The sequence below is a fragment of the Photobacterium kasasachensis genome (genome assembly GCF_050336885.1).
In the GTDB taxonomy this organism is placed as follows: domain Bacteria; phylum Pseudomonadota; class Gammaproteobacteria; order Enterobacterales; family Vibrionaceae; genus Photobacterium; species Photobacterium kasasachensis.
Genome location: NZ_JAKJSH010000023.1, coordinates 37,450 through 60,936, shown reverse-complemented (window position 1 = coordinate 60,936; position 23,487 = coordinate 37,450). Strand labels below are relative to the sequence as shown.

The window sequence follows — 23,487 nt, the reverse complement described above, 5'->3', positions numbered from 1 at the left end:
TTACTATGAATGGAAACCATCTGGGTTAAAAACCCTTTAGCAATCTTCACCGGAACAGACGAAGATGCCCGCGGCGGTATCGTCATTCAAGGTGACAAGGTTATTGAGATAATCAATGCTAACAGCGAACCTACCTGCAAAGTCGATAGCGTTATCGATGCCAGCCAGCATGTTGTCACCCCAGGGTTAGTCAATGCTCACCATCACTTCTACCAAACCCTGACCCGCGCCTACCCTGATGCTCTTAACAAAGAGTTATTCCACTGGCTAAAAACCCTCTACCCTGTCTGGGCCGGACTGGACGAAGAGATGATGAGTCTGGCGACAGAACTCGCACTGGTCGAAATGATGATGTCGGGCTGTACAACCGCTTCGGACCATCACTACCTCATCCCTACCGGTCTCGAACATGCTATCGACCTCCAGATAGAGGCGGCCAACAAACTGGGCGTCCGCGCTATTTTCAACCGAGGTTCAATGAGTTTGGGTGAAGATGACGGCGGCCTGCCACCACGCCATACCATTCAATCCGAACAGACCATTATCGACGACAGCCAACGCCTGATCCGCGACTACCACCAACGCGATGATGGCGCTATGATCCAGGTGGCGCTGGCACCCTGCTCGCCTTTCTCAGTCACTACGGATTTAATGAAGGAAACAGCACGCATTGCCAAAGCTGAGAACGTCATGGTCCATACCCACCTCTGTGAAACCATCGACGAAGAAGACTTCTGCCTGCAACGTTTCGGTTTACGCCCGGTTGATTATCTTGAAGACGTCGGCTGGCTCAATCGCCGCACCTGGCTAGCGCATGGTATTCATTTCAACGACGAGGAAATTGTCCGCCTCGGCAAAGCCAACGTCGGGATCTGCCATTGCCCGTCATCAAATATGATGCTGGCTTCCGGTATATGCCGCAACAAAGAGCTGGAAGCTGCCGGAGCCAATGTCGGCCTTGGGGTTGATGGTTCAGCGTCGAATGACGGTTCGAACCTGATCAATGAAGTTCGCATGGCCTTGTATATTCAGCGCCTTCGATATGGCTCGGCCAATGTCAGCCACTTTGATGCCCTGCGCTGGGCGACATCAGGCTCTGCCAAAGCAATGGGACGGGAAGATTTCGGCACACTCGCTATCGGCAAGCAGGCAGACATAGCCATGTTCAGGCTGGACGATATCCGCTTCTCCGGTGCTCACGATCCGCTAGCCGCTTTGATTCTGTGCGGAGCGTATCAGGCAGACCGAGTGATGATTGCTGGAAAATGGCGGGTACATGACGGCCATGTTGTGGGTGTCGATCTCGACCAGCTGTTATCCAAACACCGCAGTGCTGCCAAGCGTCTTGCTCAAAAAGCCCAGCAATTAATGTAGCTGTTGCCTTAAATCAAGTAACTGAAATAAAGGCTAAAAATAAGCCAGCCTGTTAAGGGCTGGCCTACTTGCAAGGGGGAATCACAGTGCCAAGGCGATATAAGCAAAGGCACTATTAGGATTGTTCCAGTTTGCAGCCATTAATCACCAAGTGAGTCAGAAACTCAGCCGCATCAGCAAAGTCCTGCTCATCAAGCTGATCTTTATCCATGACCTTGCAGATCTGCCAGCTGAAATCGGCATAGGTTTGTGTGGCCGCCCAGATTGTAAACATCAGATGCTGCGGCGACACCCGCGCCATTGCTCCGCGCTCGATCCAGCTTTCGAATTTGGCAATGATCATCTGCGACTGGCTGTGAAGTTTATCAGCAATATCGTCAGGAAGGTACTTGGCCCCCGTCATCACCTCATTGGCAAACGCCTTGGAAGCATAAGGGTGGTCACGAGATATTCTCAGCTTTGTCTTGATATATTCGCTGAGTGCTTCAGCCGGATCATCAAGTTCTTCAACCGGACGGGAAGCCTCAAGCAAAGGTTGGGTGACACTTTCGAGCACTGCACGATACAGATTGTCTTTGGCTTTGAAGTAATAATAGATATTAGGCTTGGGTACATCGGCAGCCTTGGCAATATCAGCCACCTTAGTCGCCGCATATCCCTGCTCAGCAAAAAGCTGACAGGCGACTTGTATAATCAGCTCTTGGTTTTTTTCTCTTATCCGTGACATTAACAGTCCCGCCTATCCGACAAATTCAAATACCTAAACCATATATTGCATGCCACCGATACCAGCCTTTTATCAATATGTCATGGCATTGTTATATACCCAAGCTACCTCAAGATGCTCGTTTCAGCGAGAATTACTTGGCTTGTAGGCTAGGCACCGATTTGAAAATCTAGTGGTTCTAAATTGATAATCGGTAACAACGCATAGAAGCCAAGTAAACTCGCCCTTTGGGAGTGAGCCAGCGTGCCCATTTCTGTGTCAAATAACGTTGAAAGGGGCTACCATTCCTGCCGCTATTTTCCTTGAACTGAACACGCTGGTCTCACTCTGAATCCTGCATCTTGAGGTAGTTTGGGTATATATGATTTTTCTATAGTAATGGATATCTGATAGCGACGAAAGCTCCATGCTCGGATCAGATACCCAGATCAGCGGATAACATAGACAGTCTGTTTGTCAGCAGCCATCATGCCGCGCACTACTGCCAGTTCGTGGCTTCATCGACAAGGTGTTGACTGGTATTAATGGCATTAAGTACAGCAAGGTAGAGATCGGAATCCTCTTCACCATATGCTGCCAGTTGGGCTTTGACCTGGTAAAGCTCCTCTAGGTTTTGCTCTTGGTGAGCAAGATAATGCCCTACCTGCCCACTATTTTCGCTTGCCAGAGCGGGCTCGTGATCAACTATTGCAAACAGAACAGTCAATCCCACCGCGAGCGACGCAAAAACACCAGCTTTTGATATCTTCAACATGCCTGAACTCCTTCTACTAGCCACTCCAGCTACTTTGTCAAACAATCGAACAGCTTACAATTAATGTCAGCTGAACTCGTTAGCTATTGTTAATAAACACATGTCGTGATTAACATCACAAATTTGTTGACCCGGGAGTCAAGTATTGATTAAATAGCCCGCAATTTGATCCCAATCACTTTATTATCGAGAAACTTGCCTATGACAATGACAACCAGCCACACTGCGCACCTCAAAATGTTTGCCTTCACGGCACTGATCAGCCTTTCATTTCCGATTGGTAGTCACATTACCGCGCAGCTAAACCCACTGGTTGTTACTTGGATACGCTACCTCCTTGCCAGCCTGCTGTTTTTGGGACTCCTGCTGGGACAAAAACAGTTCCGCATACCAACAGCCAAGGACTTTGCCCGCTACACGGTGATCTGTCTGCCCGCACTGACCTATTTTGTCACCATGTTTATTGCACTTCAGGATACCAGTGCGCTCGATACCAGCGCGCTATATACCACGGTTCCGCTGATGAGCGCCGTGCTGGCCGCGGTGATCTTCCGACGTCGTACGCCACTGACGGTCATTATTGCCCTTCTGGGCGGAATGCTGGGTGCCGGTTTGATTATTTTCCGAGGCGATCTGTCTGCGGCAGGTTCTATCGCATTGACCAGTTCGAACAAGATCTATCTGCTCGGCTGTTTGGCAATGGCCCTGAACCCAATCGTGGTCAAGAAATACTATCGCGGCGAATCCATTACCCATATGACCTGCTGGACATTAATCTGCGCTACAGGGCTGCTGACACTGGGGGCAGCACCGAAACTCGCCACCACAGACTGGTCTGTCATTTCATCCGACATTTGGCTTGGTATTGGTTATCTGGCCGTCTTTGCAACGGCACTGAGTTTCTTTTTATTCCAGCAGGGAAGCGTGTCGCTGGCACCCGAGCAGGTATCGGCGTATACCTACCTGATCCCGGTGATGGTGTTAATCGTCGATCGCGCACTGGGACATGTCGAGCCTTGGTCACATGTCGGTTACGGAGTGGTAATAGTGATGATCTCAATGATGGTGATGATTGGAGGTACCTCGATTATCGCATCGTTACGCCGTCACAAAATCACCCCCTAATCAATTAACCGTGAACAAGCTGAGCCGCTATCAGCCCGGGGGCCAGTGCATATTGCGTCCGCCAAGCAAGTGCAAATGAATATGATATACCGCTTGTCCGCCCTGACGATTACAGTTCCAGACCAAGCGGTAACCGTCCTCCGCCAGAGACAAGTCCTTGGCCAGTTGTGTTGCCGTCAGGATCATATGGCCAATCAGTGCTGAGTGTTGCTTTCCGAAATCGTTAATCGTCGCGATATGCTGATGCGGTACGATCAGAACATGCGTCGGAGCCTGAGGGGCATTGTCGTTAAACGCGACTATTTGCTCATCTTCATAAAGCAAGGTCGAAGGTATCTCTTTGTTCGCAATTTTGCAGAATATACAGTCCATTAGCTCCCTTCCTCAGCATTATTAGTTTTAGCCATTAACTAGCCTGACAGCCTGGCTGGAAACTTGTTGTGTCGAAAGATCAGTATAAGCATAACTGGATATTTTCTTTTTACCTTCTACCCGCCGGGATAAGTCCTCCTCTGTCCAATAAATAAGGCTCTGAGCACTACGCAGGAAAAAGCGTCATCACTTATGCTGAGATGAGTAGTGTCACGCTTGACGGATCTGTCATCAAAGGGAGGTCCGTTTGTTTGAAGGAGCCACCAATGACCACCGCTTTTATCACCCATGGCGACTATTTAAAGCATGTGATGGGAGCGGATCATCCCGAATGCCCGGAACGCCTGGGAGCCATCACACAATACCTGGCATCCACAGAGCTGGGTGATCGCATTAAATGGATGGCAGCACAAACCGCCTCAGACGAGCAAATAGAGCGAGTCCACCCGGCCGAATACATCTGCTGGCTTGACAGCCTGCAACCTGAAAGAGGGTTGGCTTATGCCGATGCTGATACCGCCCTGAATCCGCATACGATGCACGCCGCCCGCCTGGCAGCAGGCGCCGTGACTATGGCTACCGATATGGTACTCGACCATCAGGTTACCAATGCTTTTTGCGCGGTTCGGCCGCCCGGGCATCATGCCGAAACCAGCACGGCAATGGGGTTTTGCTTCTTTAACAATATCGCTGTTGGCGTCGAACATGCCCTTACCCGGGAAGAGATAAAACGGGTCGCCATTCTCGACTTTGACGTCCACCACTGCAACGGCACTATCGACAGCTTCAAAAATCGCCCGGAAGTATTGGTTTGCTCGACCTTTCAGCACCCTTTCTATCCGCTTAGGTATTACGACATTCAGCGCCCGAACATAATCAACTCTCCACTGCGTGCCGGTACCAAAGGCAGTGAATTTCGCCTTGCGATTAAGCGTGACTGGTTACCCGCTCTGCACAGGCACCAGCCGCAAATGATATTTATCTCAGCCGGATTTGACGCCCACAAAGACGATCCGCTGGGACAACTTTTGCTCGATGAGAGTGACTACCGCTGGGTATCGAATATCATCACCGACGCTGCTGCCTGCTATGCCGAAAACAGAATCGTGTCCACGCTGGAGGGAGGCTACAACCTGCTGGCACTGGCACACAGTGTCCACGCTCATATCGATGTACTTGCAGGTAAGACAAGCGATACCTGATCTATACAGCAGGCTGAGAGAGAACAAGAAAGGCCAGCAAGATGAGTCATACTCATACTGCTGGCCTTGGGTACTGGCTCAACTATTGCGCGAAACTAGTTGAACAAGTGACAAGCAACGAGGTGCTCTCCACCCTGTTCTCCGGTATTGTGAGTAGCTGGCCGCTCTTCTTTACACCGACTTGAAGCATGAGGGCAACGCGTTCGGAAAGTACAGCCGCTTGGCGGTGCCAACGGAGAAGGGACATCACCCTGCAGCTTCATTGACTCTTTGCTGGCTGTCGGATCCGGGATAGGTATGGCTGACAGCAACGCCTGGGTGTAAGGGTGTTTAGGGTTGCGATATAGCACTTCAGCCGGCGCTTTCTCGACAATCCTTCCCAAGTACATCACACCAACTTCATCACAAATATGCTGAACCACACCCAGATCATGGGCAATAAACAAGAAAGAGATACCCTTTTTCTCTTGTAGCTCCGCGATCAAGTTAAGTACCTGAGCCTGCACCGACACATCAAGTGCTGATACCGGTTCATCGGCAACAATGAACTTAGGTTCCAATACCAGTGCCCGCGCAATACCAATCCGCTGGCGCTGACCACCCGAGAACTCGTGGGGATAACGATTCAGCACTTGAGGGCGAAGACCAACGATCGCCATCACCTCGGCAATTTTAGCTTCTCGCTCATCTTCAGTTCCGATCTTGTGGGTATCCAAAGGCTCGCGCAGGATCTCGTGGATTGTCATTCGCGGGTTGAGCGAAGCATACGGGTCCTGAAAAATGATCTGGATATCCCGCCGCATAGCTTTAAGCTCACGATTACTTAGCGAAGAGATATCCACGCCTTCCAGCTTCACTTCACCAGAGGTTGGCTCGTGCAGACGCAAGACACAACGTCCCAGTGTCGACTTACCGCAACCGGACTCGCCCACCAGACCAAGTGTTTTCCCCCGCTCGATGGAAAAGCTGACATCATCAACCGCTTTACAAACCGCTTGAGTTCCAAAGAAGCGACTGCCCGCCGTAAAGTGCTTCTTCAGGCCGTTAACCTCTAACAATACTTCGCTCATTGGGCATCTCCATTCGGGCTGTAACAAGCAACCTTATGATTTTCACATCCACTAAGCTGAGGAACGGCTTGATGGCACTGAGTATGAACCTTGTCACAACGGTCTGCAAAACGGCAGCCGTTCGGCAGGTGCAGCAAGTCAGGAACCACCCCCTTAATCGTTGGCAGACGCGGGATCTTCTTATCACGTACAACCGGGATCGACTCCAGCAAACCTTTGGTATAAGGGTGTTTCGGATTAGCGAAGATCTCTTCTACCGGTCCTTCCTCGATAATTTGACCGCAGTACATCACCACCACACGCTGGCATGACTCAGCCACCACACCCAAATCGTGGGTAACCAGGATCACCGCCATGTTCAGCTCTTTTTGCAACCGGACCATTTCATCCATCACCTGGGCCTGAATGGTCACATCCAGCGCCGTCGTCGGCTCGTCCGCCAGCAGCAGATCCGGACCACATGACAGCGCCATCGCAATCATTACCCGCTGGCGCATACCACCGGATAACTCATGAGGATACTGATCAATCCTTTTCTCGGGAGAAGGGATCCCGACAGTATCCAGCATATCGATAGCCCGGGCACGAGCCTGCTTTTTGCTGACACTGTTATGAAGCCGGATCACATCGATCATCTGGGTCGAGATCTTCAACACCGGATTCAGTGCCGTCATCGGCTCCTGGAAGATCATCGAAATTTCGTTACCGCGAACTTTCCGATACTCCTTCTCACTCAGGCCTACCAGCTCACGTCCTTTAAAGCGAATGCTGCCATCAACAATCTTTCCGGGCGGTGACGGCACCAGTCCCATAATCGATAGCGAGCTCACGGACTTGCCGCAGCCGGACTCACCAACAATAGCGACCGTTTCACCCGGCATTACCTTAAAGTTCACTCCGTTAATCGCGCGAACCGTGCCTTTATCGGTCTTAAATTCAACCGTAAGATTCTCCACTGATAGCAGCGGGGTTTGCTCAGACATATTAAATCTTCCTTGGGTCCAACGCGTCTTGCAGCGAATCAGAGAACATATTGAAGGCCAATACCAATACAAACAGCATGCCCGAAGAGGCAAAGAAGTTACAGAAATGGCCGGCCGTTACCTCGCCGCTGGCTTCAGCGATCATCAGTCCCCAGCTAATGCTGTCTTTTACACCCAGCCCAAGGAAGCTCAAGATAACTTCACTCTTGATAGCGGTGATAAACAATAGGGTCATTTCCACCAGCAGAATATGCGAGGTATTAGGGAGCAGGTGTTTGAAGATCACCCGGTAAACCGGCACACCCAGCGAGCGGGCAGCCTCGGTAAATTCCATATTCTTCAGCTTGATGACCTCTCCGCGCACCAGTCGCGCCGTTCCCATCCAGAAACAAGACATCATGGCGATGTGCATGGCATAAGGGTTATCTGCCAGGGCAACAGCAAACGCTGCCACCATCAGATAGTAAGGAATACAATCCAGGCAGTTCATCAGCCATAGAAATAGCTCATCAATCCAGGTACCAGAGAAGTAACCTGTTGTTGAACCCACCAATGCCCCGGTAATCGTTGCGACAACCGCAACGGTTAGGCCGACTTCAAAAGCCGTTTTGGTGCTGTAGATTGCCCGTTGGAAAATATCCTGGCCGTTAATATTGGTACCGAACCAATACTCGGCCGTTGGGCCCATTTGCCCGTCGGCGAGCAGTTCATCCCACCCCTGGGCAATTACGCCAAGCCATACCAGAACCGCGGTAAGCAGATACAAGCCAACCACAGAAAGGCTGATCATTCCCACTTTGTCCCGCGTGAATTTGTGAAAAGCTTTGGTCCATAGGGATTCACGCTTTTCCGGTGCCACCGCGCTACTTCCCTGGTCCATTATTGCGTCCGACATTGCTTATTGTCCTTATTTAAGAGAAATACGCGGATCAACAACGCGATACAAGATATCTACCAGGCTAACCACCAGGATAAACATCAATGTGGTCAATACGATAATCGCCTTCAAAACAGGCAGGTCACCGGTGGTAATCGCGTCATAGGCTGTCAATCCAACACCCGGAATACCGAAGTAACTTTCCAGTAAAAGCGCACCACCCACTACTACGAAAGGAATGGAGAACACAATCCGGGTTACTATCGGGATCAGGGAGTTTCTCAGGACATGCTTGAATAAAATCGTGCTCGCACTGTGACCAAACGCCTTGGCCGTACGAACATGATCCCGGGTCGTCTCTTCAACAATCACCGCTCGATAGAATCGAGTGTTATAGCCCAGGGCCACAAACACCGATGATATGGTCGGTACAGTGATGTAGTAGAGGTAATCCGAGAGAGAATTCACTTCCCAGCCATAGACTGGGAAGAGATTCAGGCCATAACTGGAGCAGAAAATCAGCTGCGTCGTTATGATTACAATGAGATACGAAATACTCATCCCCACTACAGAAGACGACATGATCAACTTATCCAACCAACTGGAGCGGTGCATGGCAGCAAACAACGCCAGCATGACCCCCAGCACGTTACCCAGAATAAAGCCGGGCAACTGCAAGGCGATCGATACCGGAATGGTCTTCGCCAGAATCGACGTCACCTTTTCACCGGTTGAATCGGAATACCCGAAATCAAACAAGACAACTTCCTTGATGTACTCAAAGTAGCGTACAAAGAAAGGCTGGTCGTAACCGAGCTGATGTCGGATTTCATTGATCTCTTCGATGGTAGGGTTCCGGCCCAGCAAGTCGTAAGTCTTGTCCGGTCCGAAATAAACCATCAACACAAAGCTGATAAGTGTCACCCCAAAAAGCAACGGGATGCTGTACATCAGCTTCCTGAAACAGTGTTTTAAAATCTCCATAATGACCCAGCTTTAGTTATGATTTGATATCAACGTATTTCAGATAGTTACCCATTACGTCACGCTGTGGCCACATGATGGCGTTTTTGTGCCACATGCGAATACGCGTACGCGAGTAACCGCCGATACCGACACAATCGTCGACAACCATCTGGTTCATCTTCTTGTAGATTTCGGTACGTTCTGGGCTTGGCTGCATTACTGAGGCTTGCTCGTAAAGCTTGTTGAACTCGGGATTGTTATAGTTCGAGCCATTGGAACCTGGTGAGCGGTTCGGACCGTAGAACAACTGTAGGGTGTTCTCTGCATCCGGGTAGTCTAGTCCCCACCCCATAGGAATTAGCTGGGTTTTGCTCATCTTCACGTCTTTGTTGAAGTCGCCGAAGGTCGCATAGGTTTTCTGTCTAACTTTCTTCTTCGGATAACCAATTTTGGTCAGGTTTCCGCGGAACTGCTCAAAGAACTGCTTATTACGGGTACTAGATACACCCGGGTAGTTCAGGACAGGTAGATTTTTCTTGGTCCAGCCATGTTCCTTAAGTAATTTCTTCGCACCATCAAGATCTTGCTGAATGGAGGACTGATCCATATTTGGATCAAAGCCATCTGTTCCCGGAACGATAAAGCCAGGATACGCTTCACCAATGCCCAGATAGAAACGGTTCACACGCTGCGGCCAGTTAAATGATTTCACAATCGCACAACGCAGTGCTTTGTTGGCTTCGTTGATCTCAGGATCTTTCGAATACCCGAAATATTCATCATCAAAGTTGAAGAAGTTATAAACAAGGCCAGCTTCAGGGTTAACGCGGAAGTTAAACCGCTCGGCATACTCAGGTTTTAGCTGAACAGGGTGCTTATTTGCCAGCACTTCGTTCATCTGCTCGTTCTGCAACGTCGTATTGACAATTTCAGTTCCCTTGCTGAATGAGTTCCAACGTGCAGAGGCTTGTTTCACCCAGTTCAGCTCGACACGGTCAACGATAGGCAGTGTCTTACCGTCCAAACTTGCGATACCAGTAAAGCCATGTACTTTCGCGTCGTAGCCAGAACCGGCCAGATCAAAAGTCTCCTGACGATAATCGGTATTTTTTTCCAGTACCGTCTTGGTGCTGTTGTGAGACACCAACTTAAACGGACCAGAACCTACCGGGTGAACGGATAGCTCACGACCGTACTTTTCAACCGCTTCGACAGGAACAACACTCGAATAGCCCATTGCCAGGGTATAAGTCAGCTGCGGGAAGGGTTTAATAAGCTTAATCTGTACCGTGTGAGAGTCCAGTGCCTTTACACCCTCAATGGTTTTTGAGTAGTCAGAACCGTTTGCTTTCCAATCATCGACACCGACTATCTTGCCCGTCCATAGCCAAGAACCCTGAGAGCGGTTTTTCGGATCGAAGTGACGCTTAATCGAATAGACGAAGTCTTCCGCGGTAACTTCACGCCCTTTACCATCGGCAAACGCCGGGTCATCAATGAACTTCACGCCTTTCTTAAGCTTGATAGTATAGGTTAGCCCGTCTTCCGATACCTGCGGCATGTCCACTGCCAGGTTCGGCTTGAGCTCGAAGGGAGATTTTAGGTATTTGTATTCGTAGAGTGTGTCGTATACTGCTGTTGTAACTGTGTTTGCATATGTCGTACCGGCTTGCACCGGATCAAAAGTCGTTGGGGTGCCGTCTTCGGAGAACTTCAAGACTTTGATGTCGTCCGCCATTGCCATGCTGGAAGCCACCAGCGCCGCCAACGGTAACAAAGTAAATTTTTTCATATAACTTCCTGTTAATTAATCTCATGCTTTTGTTACATCCATGAGCGTTACTTATTGAGCAAAAGTTTCATTTTCTGCTCTAAAACCGGAGGTATCGACTAACGAGCTGCAAACCGGCTTAACATCCAAGTCTCGCCCGCTACAACCTCGGCAACTCGAAGCTGCCAGAGGGTCAAAAACCCCAATTTATAAAAAGAATATTAAACCAACTGCAACATGGACAACAGCATCTTGCAGCATAAGTGGGATGTAATGCAAATATTTCTAAACATTTGATACAGTTATATCAGCCTCATATACCAATCCTGATAAACAATATCGCCTAACCCCATTTCAACGAGCCAGTAACCCGTAAGTTAAGCGCTATAAGAATATTTATCATCACTGCAGCATGGCTCTATCCAGCATCAATTCTCTATTTCCTTGGGTAAACACGAACCCTCTGATTTCGGTAAATAAATGAGATATATTCATGTATAAGCCACAGCATGAGCAACAGAAAAATGAAGTTAGACGCGATTCTCTGGGATTACGACGGAACCCTTGTTAATTCTGTTCCCAAAAACATTGATATTACCAAATGCATCTTGTCTGAGGTGACACCTCATTTGACGGGCGAGAACCTGCCTCAATGGCTACAAAGCGAAGCGGCGTATCATGAGGCCAACCATGCCGCCAAAAACTGGCAGGAACTGTATGTGAAGTTCTATGGCATGAGCGAATCAGAAATGCTGGCGGCCGGCTCACTCTGGGGAAAGCACCAGCTTAGCAATACTACCCCGGTCAAACTATTTTCCGGTATTGATTCAGCAATACACGAGTTATCCGCCTTGCCACACGGTATCTGCTCGCAAAACGCTTCTAGCAATATCATTAATGTTTTAACGGAGGCGCGGGTCAACGCCTGCTTCAAGGCCGTTATCGGCTATGATGATATCGCTCAGCACAATCAAAAACCTTCACCGGAAGGCGGGCTAATCTGCCTGAGTAAAATGTTTGACAAGCTGGAGGATAAAACACTGATGTATATCGGTGATCATGAAGCCGATGTGCAGTTTGCCCGCAACCTGCAGACTGTATTACCTTCTAGCTCCAAGGTGATTTCGATAGCGGTAGCATACAGTGGCGCCACTCCTGAAAAGTGGTCAACTCAGCCCGACTTTATTATTCGGTCTCCACGGGAACTAATCTCGCTTTGTAATCTCAATAATTGAATTAGTATCTAACAGACACCTAACATAGGCGGCTCCAAATCTGAAGTACGCTGATTCTCGACTTATTGGTGCTCAACTTAAACATAAGCTGGGTAGATCACGCACTCCCCAGCTTAAAATAAAACGAGGCTTTAGCTATTACACATTGGCAAACTGAGGCAACCATTGACGCTGGGCCGCAAACATCTCTTTAAACATCGCATCGATCTGCTCAAGGGTACACACGGTTGCTGTAACAGGGTCCAGAGCCAGAGCATAGCGCGCAGCATCAAGATCATTAGTCAGTGCCGCCTCGACAATCAACTCTTGCACGGCAGTGTTGGTTTTGATCAAGCTGGCACACTGCATAGGCAAACGACCCATTTGCTGTGGGTGAAGGCCTTTACTATCAACCCAAATTGGTACCTCAACAACACAGTTTTCAGGCAGGTTATCGATCAACAACCCTTCAGCCTGGCGGTTCGGTACATTACCATTTATTCGTGTTCGCTCACCGCTGACCGCCGCGTTGATCAGCTTTGGCGCATTGAGCATATTCGGCTCGATAACAAATTTCTGTATACCCGCTAACTGAGCATCAATTTCAGCCTCGCCAGCAGCATGTACTTTTTCTTCCAGTGCCAGCAAATCCCATCGTTGAGGAAGGAAGTGGTTAATCATCTCCTCATTTTTACGGAAATAAGGCAGGTAATCACTGCAATGCCAATGGTTTTCGGTGCACCATAATCCGAAGAACTTCAGCACTTCACAACGCACGCCATCAGCAGCATAGACCTTCGGATTATTAACCATTTCACGGATCTTGGGCTGTAAGTCTTTACCATTAGCCACCATCTTGGTGATCCATGTCATGTGATTGATACCCGCAAACTCATAATCAATGTGCGGAGGAACATCCTGATACATTAACCGCTGCCAGCGATCTGGAGTCGACGGATGATCAACCCAGTCACCCTCCCCCAAATACCCCGCCAGCTGAGCCGTGGTGTAACGCACCCCATAACACAAGCCAACAGACTGGATCGTGCTGTAATCTTTTGCCGCCCAGGTTAACGGCGCAAGAGGGTTAGCATAGTTAATAAACAGTGCCTCGGGACAAACCTCTTCCATATCTCGCAATATGGCCAGCATTGGCGGAATATGGCGTAGCGCGCGGAAGATACCACCCGGCCCCATCGTGTCGCCAACTTCCTGTATCACCCCATATTTGGCCGGGATTTGCATATCCAGCCGCCATGGCTCCAAGCCTCCTACCTGAATGGCATTAATAACAAAATCGGCACCACTCAGCGCCTGGCGCCTGTTAGTGGTCATCCTGATCCGAACCTGGCTATTAGCCTGCTCTGCCATTTTTCCGATAAGCTGATAGCTTCTGTTAAGCACTTCGGGATCAATATCCATCAGCACCAAATCAATGCCATTCAGGGCAGGATAAGAGAATAAGGCCGAAGTAATCTGGCGGGTGAACATCACGCTACCCGCACCGATAATGGTTATCTGAGTCATATCTATCCCTTATTAAAAAGTAACCGCCGCCATGATCCCATGTGCTGTTTCAGCATCATGCTATGGACCATCAACGAAACAAGAATGGTGACACCGTAGATCAGGCGAGTCCAAAAGCCAGCCAATCCAGCACTGATGATCCCGGCTTCCAAAATACCGATAATGCAGGCACCAAATAAGGTGCCAATCAAAGTGCCGCGGCCACCAAGGACAGACGTGCCGCCAATGAATACCGAGGCAAAAACCAATAGCATGTAGCCCTGCCCCTGATTGGGCCACCAACTGCTCATCTCAAGGCTGACAAACACCCCGACCAAAGCCGACACCGCCCCCATCAACATAAATAGCATCAGGCGAGTACGCTCAACCGGTACTCCCATCACACGTGCCGCTTTTGGGTTATCGCCAATAAAATTGACGTTATCACCGAAAACATGGCGAGACAGAATTAGCCAGAGTAAGAAAACCATCAGAAGTGCCCACAGTACTTGGGCCGGAATGAACTCGGCGATACGGCCGACCATCAGGGTGTGAATCCAGCTATCACGAACTTGCGGGATACTCAGCGCAAGGCCGTCAGCCAGCACAGTTGTCAGACCACCAAGGAAGAACTGCGTACCTATTGTGGCAATTATCGATGGAATACGAAAATACACGACCAGTATCCCGTTCAGGATACCGCACGCGATGCCCGCAGTAATCGCCGAACCAAATGCCAGTATGGGCGACTGGGTAAGCTGGAATATCTGGGAGAAAACAAAACCACCCAGCGCAACAACAGCCGGGAAACTCATGTCGATTTCACGTGCAATGATCAGCAAGGTCAAAGCAAAAGCCAGCATCGCCGTAAACGGAATCGTCGACATGAAAGAGATGTAAATACGGCCATGGAGGAAGGTATCAGGGCTCGTTACCGTAAAGAGTCCCCAAAGAGCAACAAGGATAAACGCAGTTAGCACCGGAACCCGGTGACGGAGCATAAACAAATTCATCATGCCCCTCTTCCGACTGCATCCAGCAGCGCCATTTGAAGCGAAGACTGGGTCATCTGTGATTTTCGGTACTCCGCCACGATACTGCCGCGATCCATCACGACAAACCGGTCAGCAACCCGGTAGGCATCGTTCATGTTATGAGTGATCAATAAACACGCTCTGCCCTGCGATTTTAAGGCCTCGATAAAACACAACACTTTTTCGACCTCGCCGACTGACAGCGCTGTTGTCGGTTCATCCAGGATCACTACCCGGGCATCAAATAACATGGCACGACCGATAGCCAAACCCTGGCGTTCACCGCCAGAGAGTGAACTCACCGGCGCATCGATATTAGCTCCGACGCCACGAAAATCCAGAGTCTTGAGAAGTTGAGCAGCTTGTCTGCGCTCTTCTTTGTGATCAATAAACCCCAACTTGTTACGAAAATGCCGGCCAAGAAACAGATTTCGCCAAACGGGTTGCTGCTCGCCTAGGGAGCCAGATTGGTACACGGTTTCAATACCTAACAGGCGGGCCTGCTGAACCGAGTAACGGTGAGTTGGTACTTTCTCTGCGCCAATCAGCAACTGGCCGTCCTCAATTTGCTCGGCACCGGCGATCAACTTAATAAGGGTCGATTTTCCTGCACCGTTATCACCGAGCAGCGCACACACTTCACCACGATTGAGCGAAAAGTGAATATCTTTCAACGCATGAACCGGGCCAAACCATTTGTTCAACCCGGTCAACTCAAGCACTTGCTCCGTCATTAACGAATGCCTTTTGCCGCCAAGGGAGCGATAAAATCAATATTGCTCTGGTTGACAAAACCCGCTCCGGTGTTGATATCAAGGCCCGAGAAACCATAGCGCTTACTCAGCACAACCTGCACCACCGACAGGTACCCCATCAAGTACGGCTGACTATCGGCCACCAGCTGGACATAACCGGTTTTAATCGCATCCGCTGTAGCTGGCGACAGGCTAAACCCGGCGACATACAGCTCTTGCGGACGAACTCCGGCATTGCGCAAGAAATTCCCCATTTGCGAAGTCAGTGCGCCATGATCCACCATAATCAGTTTTACTTTAGGGTTACGCGCCAGATACGCCGTGATCACATTGGTTCCAAGGGAAGGATCTTTATCTGTTTCCGGTGAGATCTGAAGAAAGTCGACAGCAAGCCCGGCGTCTTCAAGCGTACTTATCAACCCACGGGTAGAATCACTGCGCTCGGCGATATCTTTAATCCCCCAAACCAGTGCCTGGTCTCCGGCCTTGAATTGGCCACGGCGCAATGCCTCCTTAGCCAAGTGGACACCACGCGCTGCGTTACTCACGCCGACATAGCCGAACCCTTTACTTTGCTCAGCCGACATCGTGCCAGGAAGTGCTGTATCAACAGATGTTACCTGAACCCCTTTGCTAAACGCTTCGTCAACCAAACCTTCGTAGGCACTGTCACCCGGATGTCCCATTACCACAATACCCGTCGGTTTAGCCGCCAAAGCCAGCTTGAAGTTCTCGATCATCTTTTGTGGTTGCCAGTCTGAGTACATCACACGCAGGTCAACACCCAGATCACCCGCCGCCTGTGTCGCACCATTTTGAACAACCGTTGCGTACGGGCCTCCTACCGGACCGCCGACATCAAACCAAATCGACATATCCTTCCCGGAAGGAGCGGCCACTGCCGTTGAAGCGGATAACAAAACTACAGCCGAAAATAGAGCAGACAATGCCACTTTTTTCGATTTACAGGATAAAGCGCCACAAATACTCACAACAATAATACTCCACATTGGTATATGCACTTGTTGCGCATGATACCCCCAAAGTATTATCTGGTCTCAAAAGAATATTCTTTTTATGAGTTCTATCTCAGTAAGTAAAAATATCGGCAAGGGTAAGAAAGACAAAGAGTACTGAACGAAAATTTGTCTACAGAGAATGTGGCGGAGAGGTAGGGATTTACTGGCTCGCAAGCTCGCGCCCTTCGGGCTATTGCCTATTCGCGCCTTCGGCACTTATCTCTAATCACAATATTTAGGCGAAAAAAAACCGCTGAGCTATCAGCGGTTTTCTTGAATGTGGTGGAGCGTTCTGGGTATAGGGGGATTTTCAAACCCCAGCCTACGAACGGCTTCTGAAACGACAAAAGCCCAGCATTGCTGCTGGGCTTTCTAATGTGGCGGAGAGATAGGGATTTGAACCCTAGATACGCTACAAACGTATGCCGGTTTTCAAGACCGGTGCTTTCAACCACTCAGCCATCTCTCCGTAAGTGCGGCGAATAATACACACCCGTTTTGTAGGTGTAAATACCCGCAAGCACCGACTGCTTAGTTATCGACCAAATCCGCTAGTTTTTACCATTTTCAAAGCTCTGAGGAAACAGACCTTGCAGCCTAAGAAAACCGTGAGATACTAAAATGACGAATAAAAAGTTAGGAAGGGAGCCTAAATGAAGTTCGGGTTAACTATCTCTGTATTGATAACCTTTTTATCAGCCAATGTGGCTTCGGCTTCCGAAGAATTACAGGCTTTTGAAAATACGATCAAGCAAGAATGCAGTATTTTGCTTGATCGCGAGTTTTCCCGCTATCGACTACATATCGATCCCTATGGCGCAGAGTCATATGGCATTGCGTTTGCCAAAGGGAAGCTACGCCGCAATTCTGGTTTGCGCGCACCAGACTCGTCCATGATCTGCATTTATGACAAACGCTCTCGCCGTGCCGAAATAAGCCAGAGTTTCGACTCTGAACGCCTCAATTAACTCCAAGCATCTATCTCAATACCTATCATTAGCTTTGAGTCCTGACAGCGACTTGTGCATCTCCGGCAGGAAGCTTCGGCTTACGGGTAACCAGATAAACAGCCATTGCAGCCAGTACAAAACCGATAACACCAAAACCATCAAAAGACTCATCAAAGACCAACCAGGCCTGAAAAGCTGTCATCGGAGGCACCAGATAAAAAGTCGAAGCAACTTTAGATGCTTCCCCATTCTTGACCATGTAGAGAAGCAATAAGATTGCAATTCCTGACAGCACCACAACCGCCCACACCATGGCAAAGATAAATTCAGGAGTCCAGTCCACTACCATCGTTTCTGTTGTCAGGGCAACAGGCAGAAACAGCATCGCTGCCGCGATATACTGCCACACCGCACCGCCGACCATATCCACTCCCTGACAGAACTTCTTCTGGTAAAGGGTACCTAAGGTGATCCCCAGCAATGCAAATGCGGTAAATATATAGGCGGCTTTCCGGCTCCCTTCTTGTTGCCACTCCATATTTCCTTGCAGCACCAGTCCAATCCCGATAAAACCAATAAGCAAACCGATCCATTGTGACAGGCGCATCTTCTCATTCCATGCCATCGCTATAATCACCGCGGTAAGTATTGGCTGAAGCCCGACTAGCAACGAACAAAGCCCGGCAGGCATCCCGAGCGAAATCGCCTCATAGGTACCACCAAGATAAAACCCATGAATTAATAAACCAGACATCATTGAATGGAATAGTGCCTTACCACGTGGCAAATGAGCACGCAGTATAAACATCAGCAATAGGAAAAGAACGATATTGGCTACCATGCGGATCAACAGAAACGTGGCCGGTTCAGCATACGGGAGCCCAAACCGGGCACCAATAAAACCAGAGCTCCAGAGAATGACAAAAATAAACGATATCATGCGCACAGCCATCACAATTTCCTTTCCTTTTTATTTGTTAGACATTACTTTAATGAGGTACAGGAAAGTTAATAGAGACAGATTCAGATACTTTTTAGGGTACAGATTATCCATAGCGGAGATGTGGTGTGTCGAAAAAATACCAGCAAGTTGTTGAGCTCATCACTGAGCGAATTAACAAACAAAGCTATCAATCCGGTGACAAATTACCCTCAATCCGAGACTTGAGTGCTCAGTTGGCAATCAGCAAAAATACCGTTATCCGCGCCTACCAACAACTAGAGGCCAGTCAACGAATTGAAGCCCATCCTCGTTCGGGGTACGTGGTCACCCAGCTAAAAAATCCGACCACGGCAACCGTCAGTGAACCCGGCTATGTCGATTTGATGTCTCTGAGCAAGGAGATCATGAGCCTGTCATTGTCACATCAGGTATTACCGGCAGGCTCCGCACACCCCGATACTCGTTTTCCTGCCATCCGTTCTCTCTATGCCGAAATCGGACGCCATAGCCGCTATCAGACCAATATTCCCAGTCACTATCAGCTTCCGCCGGGTAATGAGGTGCTACTTCGCCAGCTCGTCTTTATCAACCAGGAACTTGGTGTAACAACCTCGGCGAACGACATCCTGATCACCCATGGTGCTCAGCAGGCCATCAGCCTCAGCCTGCAGGCCATCACCCGCCCCGGTGACATTGTGCTTGTTGAATCTCCAAGTTACTTCGGCAACCTGCTCCTGCTTGAGTCGCTGGGGTTAAAAGTGGTCGAAATCCCAGCCAGTGTTACGAGCGGAATGGATTTAAACGCACTAGAACAAACCCTTGAACGCTGGACTGTCTCGGCCATTATCATCAATCCCAGCTTCAATAACCCGGCCGGCTATGTCATGTCCGAACCGGACAGACTGTCGTTTTTAGATATCACCAAAAAGATCCCTATCATAGAAGATGATGTGTTCGGCGGATTGGCCTATGGTCGCAGACCGTTGCCGCTCAAGACGCTGGATAAGGAAAACCGGGTGATCTACTGCAGCTCGCTGTCCAAAACTTTGGATTCCCGCCTGCGTATCGGCTGGGTCATTGCCGGTAAGTATCAGCATCAAATAGAGAAGCGTCTGATGACAGACAATATGGGCAGTTTGAACTTAATGCAATCTGCCGTCGGCCAGTTTCTGGCAACAGGTAAATACCGTCAGCACCTTAGCAAAATTCGTAAAAGTTACGCCAGAAGGCAACGCCAGTTTTTTAAGCTATTCACAACAGAGCTTGATCGCTTCCCTTGCCTGCAAGGCCAGTATCACCTCTCCCAGCCTGAAGGTAGTTTCCTTTGCTGGCTCACTTTGCCTGAGCACGCAGATTGCAGCGACATCTACCAGGAAGCACTACGGCAAAATATCAGCATCCTGCCCGGCAAAATGTTCAGTACCCAAAGCCAGCATAACCACTGTATCCGCCTGAGCTTCGCCAATTTTGATGATAACAACCAGTGGGAAGCTGGTCTGAAGAAACTCGCGCAGATCATTGCCGACCATACCCAGTAAGGCAGTTTCAATAAAAACCACAGCAAATAAGGAAGGCTTAGTCTAAATTACAGAATAAGCCTTACTAACCAAGAACTTTAGCTCATGATGACGTCTGTTATTCGCACCCTTTCTCTTGTTTTACTATCCATTTCTGGTGCATTCATGCTTGCCGGTATGGCTAGAGCCACAGTGGTAATAACAGGCTCAAGCAACAACATGGACTATCAAGTCTCTCTTGTGGCCCAAAACTTGTCTGTTCCCTGGGGAATGGCTTTCATTAGCCCAAATCAACTGCTGATCACCCAACGCCATGGGGAAGCTGTCATCCTTGATACTGCCGGGAACAATCGAACTCAGGTTAAAGGCTTGCCAGATGTTGCAGCTGCAGGACAAGGAGGTCTGCTTGATGTTGTAACCGAGCCGGGCTATCAACAGTCAAATGGCTGGCTGTACTTTACCTATAGCAAAATGCTTGGTGAGCAAGCCGTCACCGTTCTGGCTCGCAGCAAGCTCGAACAAGATACGCTAACCCAGTGGCAGGAACTGCTTGTTACTAATTCAGCCACAACAAGCTATCGCCACTTTGGCAGCCGGATCGCTTTTGATCAGCAGGGGCACCTGTTCTTCTCTGTCGGCGATCGCGGTGATCGCCCTAACGGGCAAGATCTTACTACCCATGCCGGGAGCATTCTTCGCCTCAACATGGACGGGACGGTTCCAACCGACAACCCGTTTGTCTCCAACCCAAACGCGCTCCCGGAGATCTGGAGCTATGGCCACCGTAATCCGCAAGGCCTGGCCTTTGATCTCCGCAATAACCGCCTATGGGCAATTGAACACGGACCGCGAGGCGGTGACGAAATCAACCTGATCGAAAAAGGCAGCAACTACGGCTGGCCTGTCACCTCCCATGGCAAGGAGTACTGGGGACCTTTGTCAGTGGGCGAAGCCACAGAAAAAGCAGGCATCGTTTCACCACGAAAAGTTTATATTCCCTCGATTGCCCCAGGTAGCTTGCTGCATTATACAGGCGAAGCCTTTCCCGGATGGCAGGGAAATCTGTTTACCGGCGCGCTAAAACTTGAGCATATCAACCGCCTTTCTATAGGCAAAGACGGAGATATTATCTCGGAGGAACGTTTAGTTTCACCGCTGAAAGAGCGTATTCGGGCACTGATTCAAAGCCCCGAAGGCTGGATTTACTTCACTACCGATTCTGGCAACTTATACCTGATTTCACCTAAGCTTTAGTCAGTTACTTACAGCTGTATCTGATCCGTACCCCGTGGTCAAGGTTGTGCAATTATTGTCTTCCTTATTACTGCACAACCCTCAGTATCACCAGAAATAATACGCAACAATCTACATATGGTAACTGCCTCGCAACGTTAACTAGTGCTACTAGATAAAATAACGGTCTCATGGATGATTATTGCCTTTTCTAAAAAGGCATGACCCCAAGCTCAAGGAATGAAGCACCTCTATGGATCTACAGTCACTCAATAATTATTACTGTTCAACCCCGGAACTTCTCGATGATGCGTATGCCATCCGTTATCAAGCATATTTGGAGCAAGGGTATATAGAAGCCAACACACAGCAAAGACTAGCGGACGAATTTGACAGCATGCCGAACAACCATACTTTTGTTCTGAAATGCAATCAGCGATCAATTGCCTCCTTGCGAGTATCGGTGATTAAGCAGCAGCCCGGCTGGCTTGATATTCCGGTCAAAAGACTGTTTCCCGAAGTCTTTACCGAATTAGAAAATAAGTATGACACGCTTATGGAGCTAAACAGGCTCACTGTCTTGCCTGAAATCACCGACTTTTCAGCGACTGTGCCGCTTGCGCTGTTCGCCAACCCAATGCATCTGACCGAACTCTCTGGCAAAACACTGGTTATCTGTGCCGCGAGAAAAAATCACAAGCGATTCTACGAGCGCCTTGGCTTTAGGAAAATCACCGATTACAAGCGGTATCCAACCCTGAAATTCGATACCGCCATGTTTGTCAGCGAGTGGGATCCTGATAAGGATCGTTTGGGACAATATCCGCTAAAAGCCCATTACTCCCAACTAAAACCTGTGTTATCAGATACCGAACTAGCACAGATGTTCTGCTAACAACCCGAAACTGTAACAGCCAGCGACAAAGCTTTCTTCGGTGAGAATGCAGGTGCCGGTTTCATTTTCATAGCGAAGAGATAAAAAAATCCCCTTGCCATTGGCTAAGGGGATTTTTCACTAATACTACAGATCTGTTTACAGGTGCTCACCGCGGCGAAGCGCATCAATACGCTTGTCTAGCGGCGGGTGTGTCATGAACAGCTCAGACAGTGACTTCTTGCCGTTAATACCGAATGCCATCATTGAACCTTCAAGCTGAGACTCATGACTGACTTTCAAACGCTCAAGAGCCGCTATCATTTTCTCTCGCCCAACTAGGTGTGCCGAGCCTGCATCCGCTTTGAATTCACGATGGCGGCTGTACCACATCGTCAGAATGCTCGCCAGGAAACCAAATAGGATTTCCATCACTGTCGAGACGACGAAGTACATCATGAAGCTGCCGCCTTCACCTTCACCGTCTTCGTCACCATTGTTAAACCCGCTTACCGCACCGGCAACCAAACGGGAAACAAAGATAACAAAGGTATTCACGACACCTTGCATCAGCGTCATAGTGACCATGTCGCCATTAGAAATATGGCTAACTTCATGCGCCAATACGGCTTCGGCCTCATCACGGGTCATGCTATGAAGCAATCCTGTCGATACCGCAACCAGAGAATCATCCCGCTTGGCTCCCGTCGCAAACGCGTTAATATCTGCCGAGTCATAAATGGCAACAGTCGGCATGCCTATACCAGACTGCTGAGCCTGACGCGATACAGTTTCCATTAACCAATGCTCGGTTTCATTTCGCGGGTGCTCAATCACCATGCCGCCGACAGAGCGCAATGCCATCGACTTTGACATAAACAATGAGATTAGCGAGCCACCAAAACCAAACAGTGCCGCCATTACCAGCAGACCGTTCAAGCTACCGGGCTGTAAACTGGTAAAAGCATAGATAAGGTTCAAGACAACACTGAAGACCAGCATCACAGCAAGGTTAGTTGCCAAGAATAATGCGATTCGCTTCATACTTTTAATATTCTCCAATTAGCAATCAAGCTTTCTAGTTCTGTACAAACGATGGTTTACCACAAGCAAATTGCATACGGTGCCACCAATTCGATTTGTTATTTATAGTATGGTCGATCAATCTAATTACAAGTAAAAGGGGTAAATTGTTACGTTTCGTTAGTATTGATCCGAGGA

Annotated in this window: 22 protein-coding genes and 1 tRNA gene; 8 read left to right on the top strand and 15 right to left on the bottom strand. The window is 49.1% G+C overall.

Annotation, left to right across the window (positions count from 1 at the left end; genetic code table 11):
* Positions 1-9 precede the first annotated feature (9 nt).
* A complete protein-coding gene (locus tag L4D19_RS25130) occupies positions 10-1,374 on the top strand; it encodes an 8-oxoguanine deaminase (RefSeq protein ID WP_428454720.1) in 1,365 nt (454 codons plus the stop codon).
* A 115-nt stretch (positions 1,375-1,489) separates the two neighbouring features.
* On the opposite strand, the gene L4D19_RS25125 is transcribed toward L4D19_RS25130, so the two are convergent.
* Together L4D19_RS25125 and L4D19_RS25120 are read right to left on the bottom strand one after the other, a co-directional pair.
* Positions 1,490-2,101 (bottom strand): TetR/AcrR family transcriptional regulator, encoded by a 612-nt coding sequence (locus L4D19_RS25125; RefSeq protein ID WP_428454719.1) that lies wholly within the window; start codon positions 2,099-2,101, stop codon positions 1,490-1,492.
* Between the two features lie 478 nt (positions 2,102-2,579).
* Positions 2,580-2,855, bottom strand: a complete 276-nt coding sequence (locus L4D19_RS25120; RefSeq protein ID WP_428454718.1) for a hypothetical protein — start codon at positions 2,853-2,855, stop codon at positions 2,580-2,582.
* Between the two features lie 201 nt (positions 2,856-3,056).
* Between L4D19_RS25120 and L4D19_RS25115 the strand changes: the two genes are divergently transcribed.
* Positions 3,057-3,980 carry a DMT family transporter gene (locus L4D19_RS25115; RefSeq protein ID WP_428454717.1) on the top strand — a complete coding sequence of 308 codons (924 nt, stop codon included), beginning with the start codon at positions 3,057-3,059 and terminating at the stop codon, positions 3,978-3,980.
* Positions 3,981-4,010: 30 nt separating this feature from the next.
* On the opposite strand, the gene L4D19_RS25110 is transcribed toward L4D19_RS25115, so the two are convergent.
* Positions 4,011-4,352: a histidine triad nucleotide-binding protein gene (locus tag L4D19_RS25110; protein ID WP_428454716.1), complete on the bottom strand. Its 342-nt coding sequence runs from the start codon at positions 4,350-4,352 to the stop codon at positions 4,011-4,013.
* Positions 4,353-4,618: 266 nt separating this feature from the next.
* Between L4D19_RS25110 and L4D19_RS25105 the strand changes: the two genes are divergently transcribed.
* Positions 4,619-5,554, top strand: coding sequence for a histone deacetylase family protein (locus L4D19_RS25105; protein ID WP_428454715.1), 936 nt, complete (start codon positions 4,619-4,621; stop codon positions 5,552-5,554).
* Between the two features lie 95 nt (positions 5,555-5,649).
* On the opposite strand, the gene L4D19_RS25100 is transcribed toward L4D19_RS25105, so the two are convergent.
* The 5 genes from L4D19_RS25100 to L4D19_RS25080 are packed head-to-tail and all read right to left on the bottom strand — an operon-like array spanning position 5,650 to position 11,242.
* The gene (locus L4D19_RS25100; protein WP_428454714.1) at positions 5,650-6,624 is read right to left on the bottom strand and encodes an ABC transporter ATP-binding protein; all 975 of its coding nucleotides are present in this window, start codon (positions 6,622-6,624) and stop codon (positions 5,650-5,652) included.
* Entirely contained in the window at positions 6,621-7,607 is a 987-nt protein-coding gene (locus L4D19_RS25095; protein WP_160648290.1) for an ABC transporter ATP-binding protein, read from the bottom strand. Before L4D19_RS25095 ends, L4D19_RS25100 begins: the two co-directional genes overlap by 4 nt.
* 1 nt (position 7,608) lies before the next feature.
* Entirely contained in the window at positions 7,609-8,502 is an 894-nt protein-coding gene (locus L4D19_RS25090; RefSeq protein ID WP_428454713.1) for an ABC transporter permease, read from the bottom strand.
* Between the two features lie 12 nt (positions 8,503-8,514).
* A complete protein-coding gene (locus L4D19_RS25085; protein ID WP_083651949.1) occupies positions 8,515-9,468 on the bottom strand; it encodes an ABC transporter permease in 954 nt (317 codons plus the stop codon).
* A 16-nt stretch (positions 9,469-9,484) separates the two neighbouring features.
* On the bottom strand, positions 9,485-11,242 hold the full coding sequence (locus L4D19_RS25080) for an ABC transporter substrate-binding protein (protein WP_428454712.1): 1,758 nt from the start codon (positions 11,240-11,242) through the stop codon (positions 9,485-9,487).
* Positions 11,243-11,745: 503 nt separating this feature from the next.
* Here L4D19_RS25080 and L4D19_RS25075 point away from each other — a divergent pair.
* Positions 11,746-12,456 carry an HAD family hydrolase gene (locus L4D19_RS25075; RefSeq protein WP_428454711.1) on the top strand — a complete coding sequence of 237 codons (711 nt, stop codon included), beginning with the start codon at positions 11,746-11,748 and terminating at the stop codon, positions 12,454-12,456.
* A 138-nt stretch (positions 12,457-12,594) separates the two neighbouring features.
* On the opposite strand, the gene L4D19_RS25070 is transcribed toward L4D19_RS25075, so the two are convergent.
* From L4D19_RS25070 to L4D19_RS25050, 5 genes are all read right to left on the bottom strand, one after another.
* Positions 12,595-13,962, bottom strand: coding sequence for an alpha-glucosidase/alpha-galactosidase (locus tag L4D19_RS25070; RefSeq protein WP_428454710.1), 1,368 nt, complete (start codon positions 13,960-13,962; stop codon positions 12,595-12,597).
* A 2-nt stretch (positions 13,963-13,964) separates the two neighbouring features.
* Entirely contained in the window at positions 13,965-14,957 is a 993-nt protein-coding gene (locus L4D19_RS25065) for an ABC transporter permease (protein WP_428454709.1), read from the bottom strand.
* On the bottom strand, positions 14,954-15,709 hold the full coding sequence (locus L4D19_RS25060; protein ID WP_428454708.1) for an ATP-binding cassette domain-containing protein: 756 nt from the start codon (positions 15,707-15,709) through the stop codon (positions 14,954-14,956). Before L4D19_RS25060 ends, L4D19_RS25065 begins: the two co-directional genes overlap by 4 nt.
* Entirely contained in the window at positions 15,709-16,605 is an 897-nt protein-coding gene (locus tag L4D19_RS25055; RefSeq protein WP_160648281.1) for a sugar ABC transporter substrate-binding protein, read from the bottom strand. Before L4D19_RS25055 ends, L4D19_RS25060 begins: the two co-directional genes overlap by 1 nt.
* A 522-nt stretch (positions 16,606-17,127) precedes the next feature.
* Positions 17,128-17,218, bottom strand: a tRNA-Ser gene (locus L4D19_RS25050).
* Between the two features lie 184 nt (positions 17,219-17,402).
* Between L4D19_RS25050 and L4D19_RS25045 the strand changes: the two genes are divergently transcribed.
* A complete protein-coding gene (locus tag L4D19_RS25045) occupies positions 17,403-17,717 on the top strand; it encodes a hypothetical protein (RefSeq protein ID WP_428454707.1) in 315 nt (104 codons plus the stop codon).
* A 28-nt stretch (positions 17,718-17,745) separates the two neighbouring features.
* Here L4D19_RS25045 and L4D19_RS25040 read toward each other — a convergent pair whose 3' ends face one another.
* Positions 17,746-18,651, bottom strand: coding sequence for a DMT family transporter (locus L4D19_RS25040; protein WP_428454706.1), 906 nt, complete (start codon positions 18,649-18,651; stop codon positions 17,746-17,748).
* A gap of 116 nt (positions 18,652-18,767) precedes the next feature.
* Between L4D19_RS25040 and L4D19_RS25035 the strand changes: the two genes are divergently transcribed.
* The 3 genes from L4D19_RS25035 to L4D19_RS25025 all read left to right on the top strand — a co-directional run bounded on the left by L4D19_RS25035 (position 18,768) and on the right by L4D19_RS25025 (position 22,287).
* Positions 18,768-20,180 (top strand): aminotransferase-like domain-containing protein, encoded by a 1,413-nt coding sequence (locus tag L4D19_RS25035; protein WP_428454705.1) that lies wholly within the window; start codon positions 18,768-18,770, stop codon positions 20,178-20,180.
* An 84-nt stretch (positions 20,181-20,264) separates the two neighbouring features.
* The gene (locus tag L4D19_RS25030; RefSeq protein WP_428454704.1) at positions 20,265-21,413 is read left to right on the top strand and encodes a PQQ-dependent sugar dehydrogenase; all 1,149 of its coding nucleotides are present in this window, start codon (positions 20,265-20,267) and stop codon (positions 21,411-21,413) included.
* Between the two features lie 232 nt (positions 21,414-21,645).
* Positions 21,646-22,287, top strand: a complete 642-nt coding sequence (locus L4D19_RS25025) for an N-acyl amino acid synthase FeeM domain-containing protein (RefSeq protein ID WP_428454703.1) — start codon at positions 21,646-21,648, stop codon at positions 22,285-22,287.
* 138 nt (positions 22,288-22,425) lie between these two features.
* Here L4D19_RS25025 and htpX read toward each other — a convergent pair whose 3' ends face one another.
* Positions 22,426-23,310 carry a protease HtpX gene (htpX, locus tag L4D19_RS25020; RefSeq protein ID WP_428454702.1) on the bottom strand — a complete coding sequence of 295 codons (885 nt, stop codon included), beginning with the start codon at positions 23,308-23,310 and terminating at the stop codon, positions 22,426-22,428.
* Between the last annotated feature and the right edge of the window lie 177 nt (positions 23,311-23,487).

Excerpts from the sequence above, each read along its gene's own strand:
- L4D19_RS25130 (WP_428454720.1), top strand. The coding sequence starts at position 10 with ATGGAAACCATCTGGGTTAAAAACCCTTTAGCAATCTTCACCGGAACA.
- L4D19_RS25125 (WP_428454719.1), bottom strand. The coding sequence starts at position 2,101 with ATGTCACGGATAAGAGAAAAAAACCAAGAGCTGATTATACAAGTCGCC.
- L4D19_RS25120 (WP_428454718.1), bottom strand. The coding sequence starts at position 2,855 with ATGTTGAAGATATCAAAAGCTGGTGTTTTTGCGTCGCTCGCGGTGGGA.
- L4D19_RS25115 (WP_428454717.1), top strand. The coding sequence starts at position 3,057 with ATGACAATGACAACCAGCCACACTGCGCACCTCAAAATGTTTGCCTTC.
- L4D19_RS25110 (WP_428454716.1), bottom strand. The coding sequence starts at position 4,352 with ATGGACTGTATATTCTGCAAAATTGCGAACAAAGAGATACCTTCGACC.
- L4D19_RS25105 (WP_428454715.1), top strand. The coding sequence starts at position 4,619 with ATGACCACCGCTTTTATCACCCATGGCGACTATTTAAAGCATGTGATG.
- L4D19_RS25100 (WP_428454714.1), bottom strand. The coding sequence starts at position 6,624 with ATGAGCGAAGTATTGTTAGAGGTTAACGGCCTGAAGAAGCACTTTACG.
- L4D19_RS25095 (WP_160648290.1), bottom strand. The coding sequence starts at position 7,607 with ATGTCTGAGCAAACCCCGCTGCTATCAGTGGAGAATCTTACGGTTGAA.
- L4D19_RS25090 (WP_428454713.1), bottom strand. The coding sequence starts at position 8,502 with ATGTCGGACGCAATAATGGACCAGGGAAGTAGCGCGGTGGCACCGGAA.
- L4D19_RS25085 (WP_083651949.1), bottom strand. The coding sequence starts at position 9,468 with ATGGAGATTTTAAAACACTGTTTCAGGAAGCTGATGTACAGCATCCCG.
- L4D19_RS25080 (WP_428454712.1), bottom strand. The coding sequence starts at position 11,242 with ATGAAAAAATTTACTTTGTTACCGTTGGCGGCGCTGGTGGCTTCCAGC.
- L4D19_RS25075 (WP_428454711.1), top strand. The coding sequence starts at position 11,746 with ATGAAGTTAGACGCGATTCTCTGGGATTACGACGGAACCCTTGTTAAT.
- L4D19_RS25070 (WP_428454710.1), bottom strand. The coding sequence starts at position 13,962 with ATGACTCAGATAACCATTATCGGTGCGGGTAGCGTGATGTTCACCCGC.
- L4D19_RS25065 (WP_428454709.1), bottom strand. The coding sequence starts at position 14,957 with ATGATGAATTTGTTTATGCTCCGTCACCGGGTTCCGGTGCTAACTGCG.
- L4D19_RS25060 (WP_428454708.1), bottom strand. The coding sequence starts at position 15,709 with ATGACGGAGCAAGTGCTTGAGTTGACCGGGTTGAACAAATGGTTTGGC.
- L4D19_RS25055 (WP_160648281.1), bottom strand. The coding sequence starts at position 16,605 with ATGTCGATTTGGTTTGATGTCGGCGGTCCGGTAGGAGGCCCGTACGCA.
- L4D19_RS25045 (WP_428454707.1), top strand. The coding sequence starts at position 17,403 with ATGAAGTTCGGGTTAACTATCTCTGTATTGATAACCTTTTTATCAGCC.
- L4D19_RS25040 (WP_428454706.1), bottom strand. The coding sequence starts at position 18,651 with ATGGCTGTGCGCATGATATCGTTTATTTTTGTCATTCTCTGGAGCTCT.
- L4D19_RS25030 (WP_428454704.1), top strand. The coding sequence starts at position 20,265 with ATGATGACGTCTGTTATTCGCACCCTTTCTCTTGTTTTACTATCCATT.
- L4D19_RS25025 (WP_428454703.1), top strand. The coding sequence starts at position 21,646 with ATGGATCTACAGTCACTCAATAATTATTACTGTTCAACCCCGGAACTT.
- htpX (WP_428454702.1), bottom strand. The coding sequence starts at position 23,310 with ATGAAGCGAATCGCATTATTCTTGGCAACTAACCTTGCTGTGATGCTG.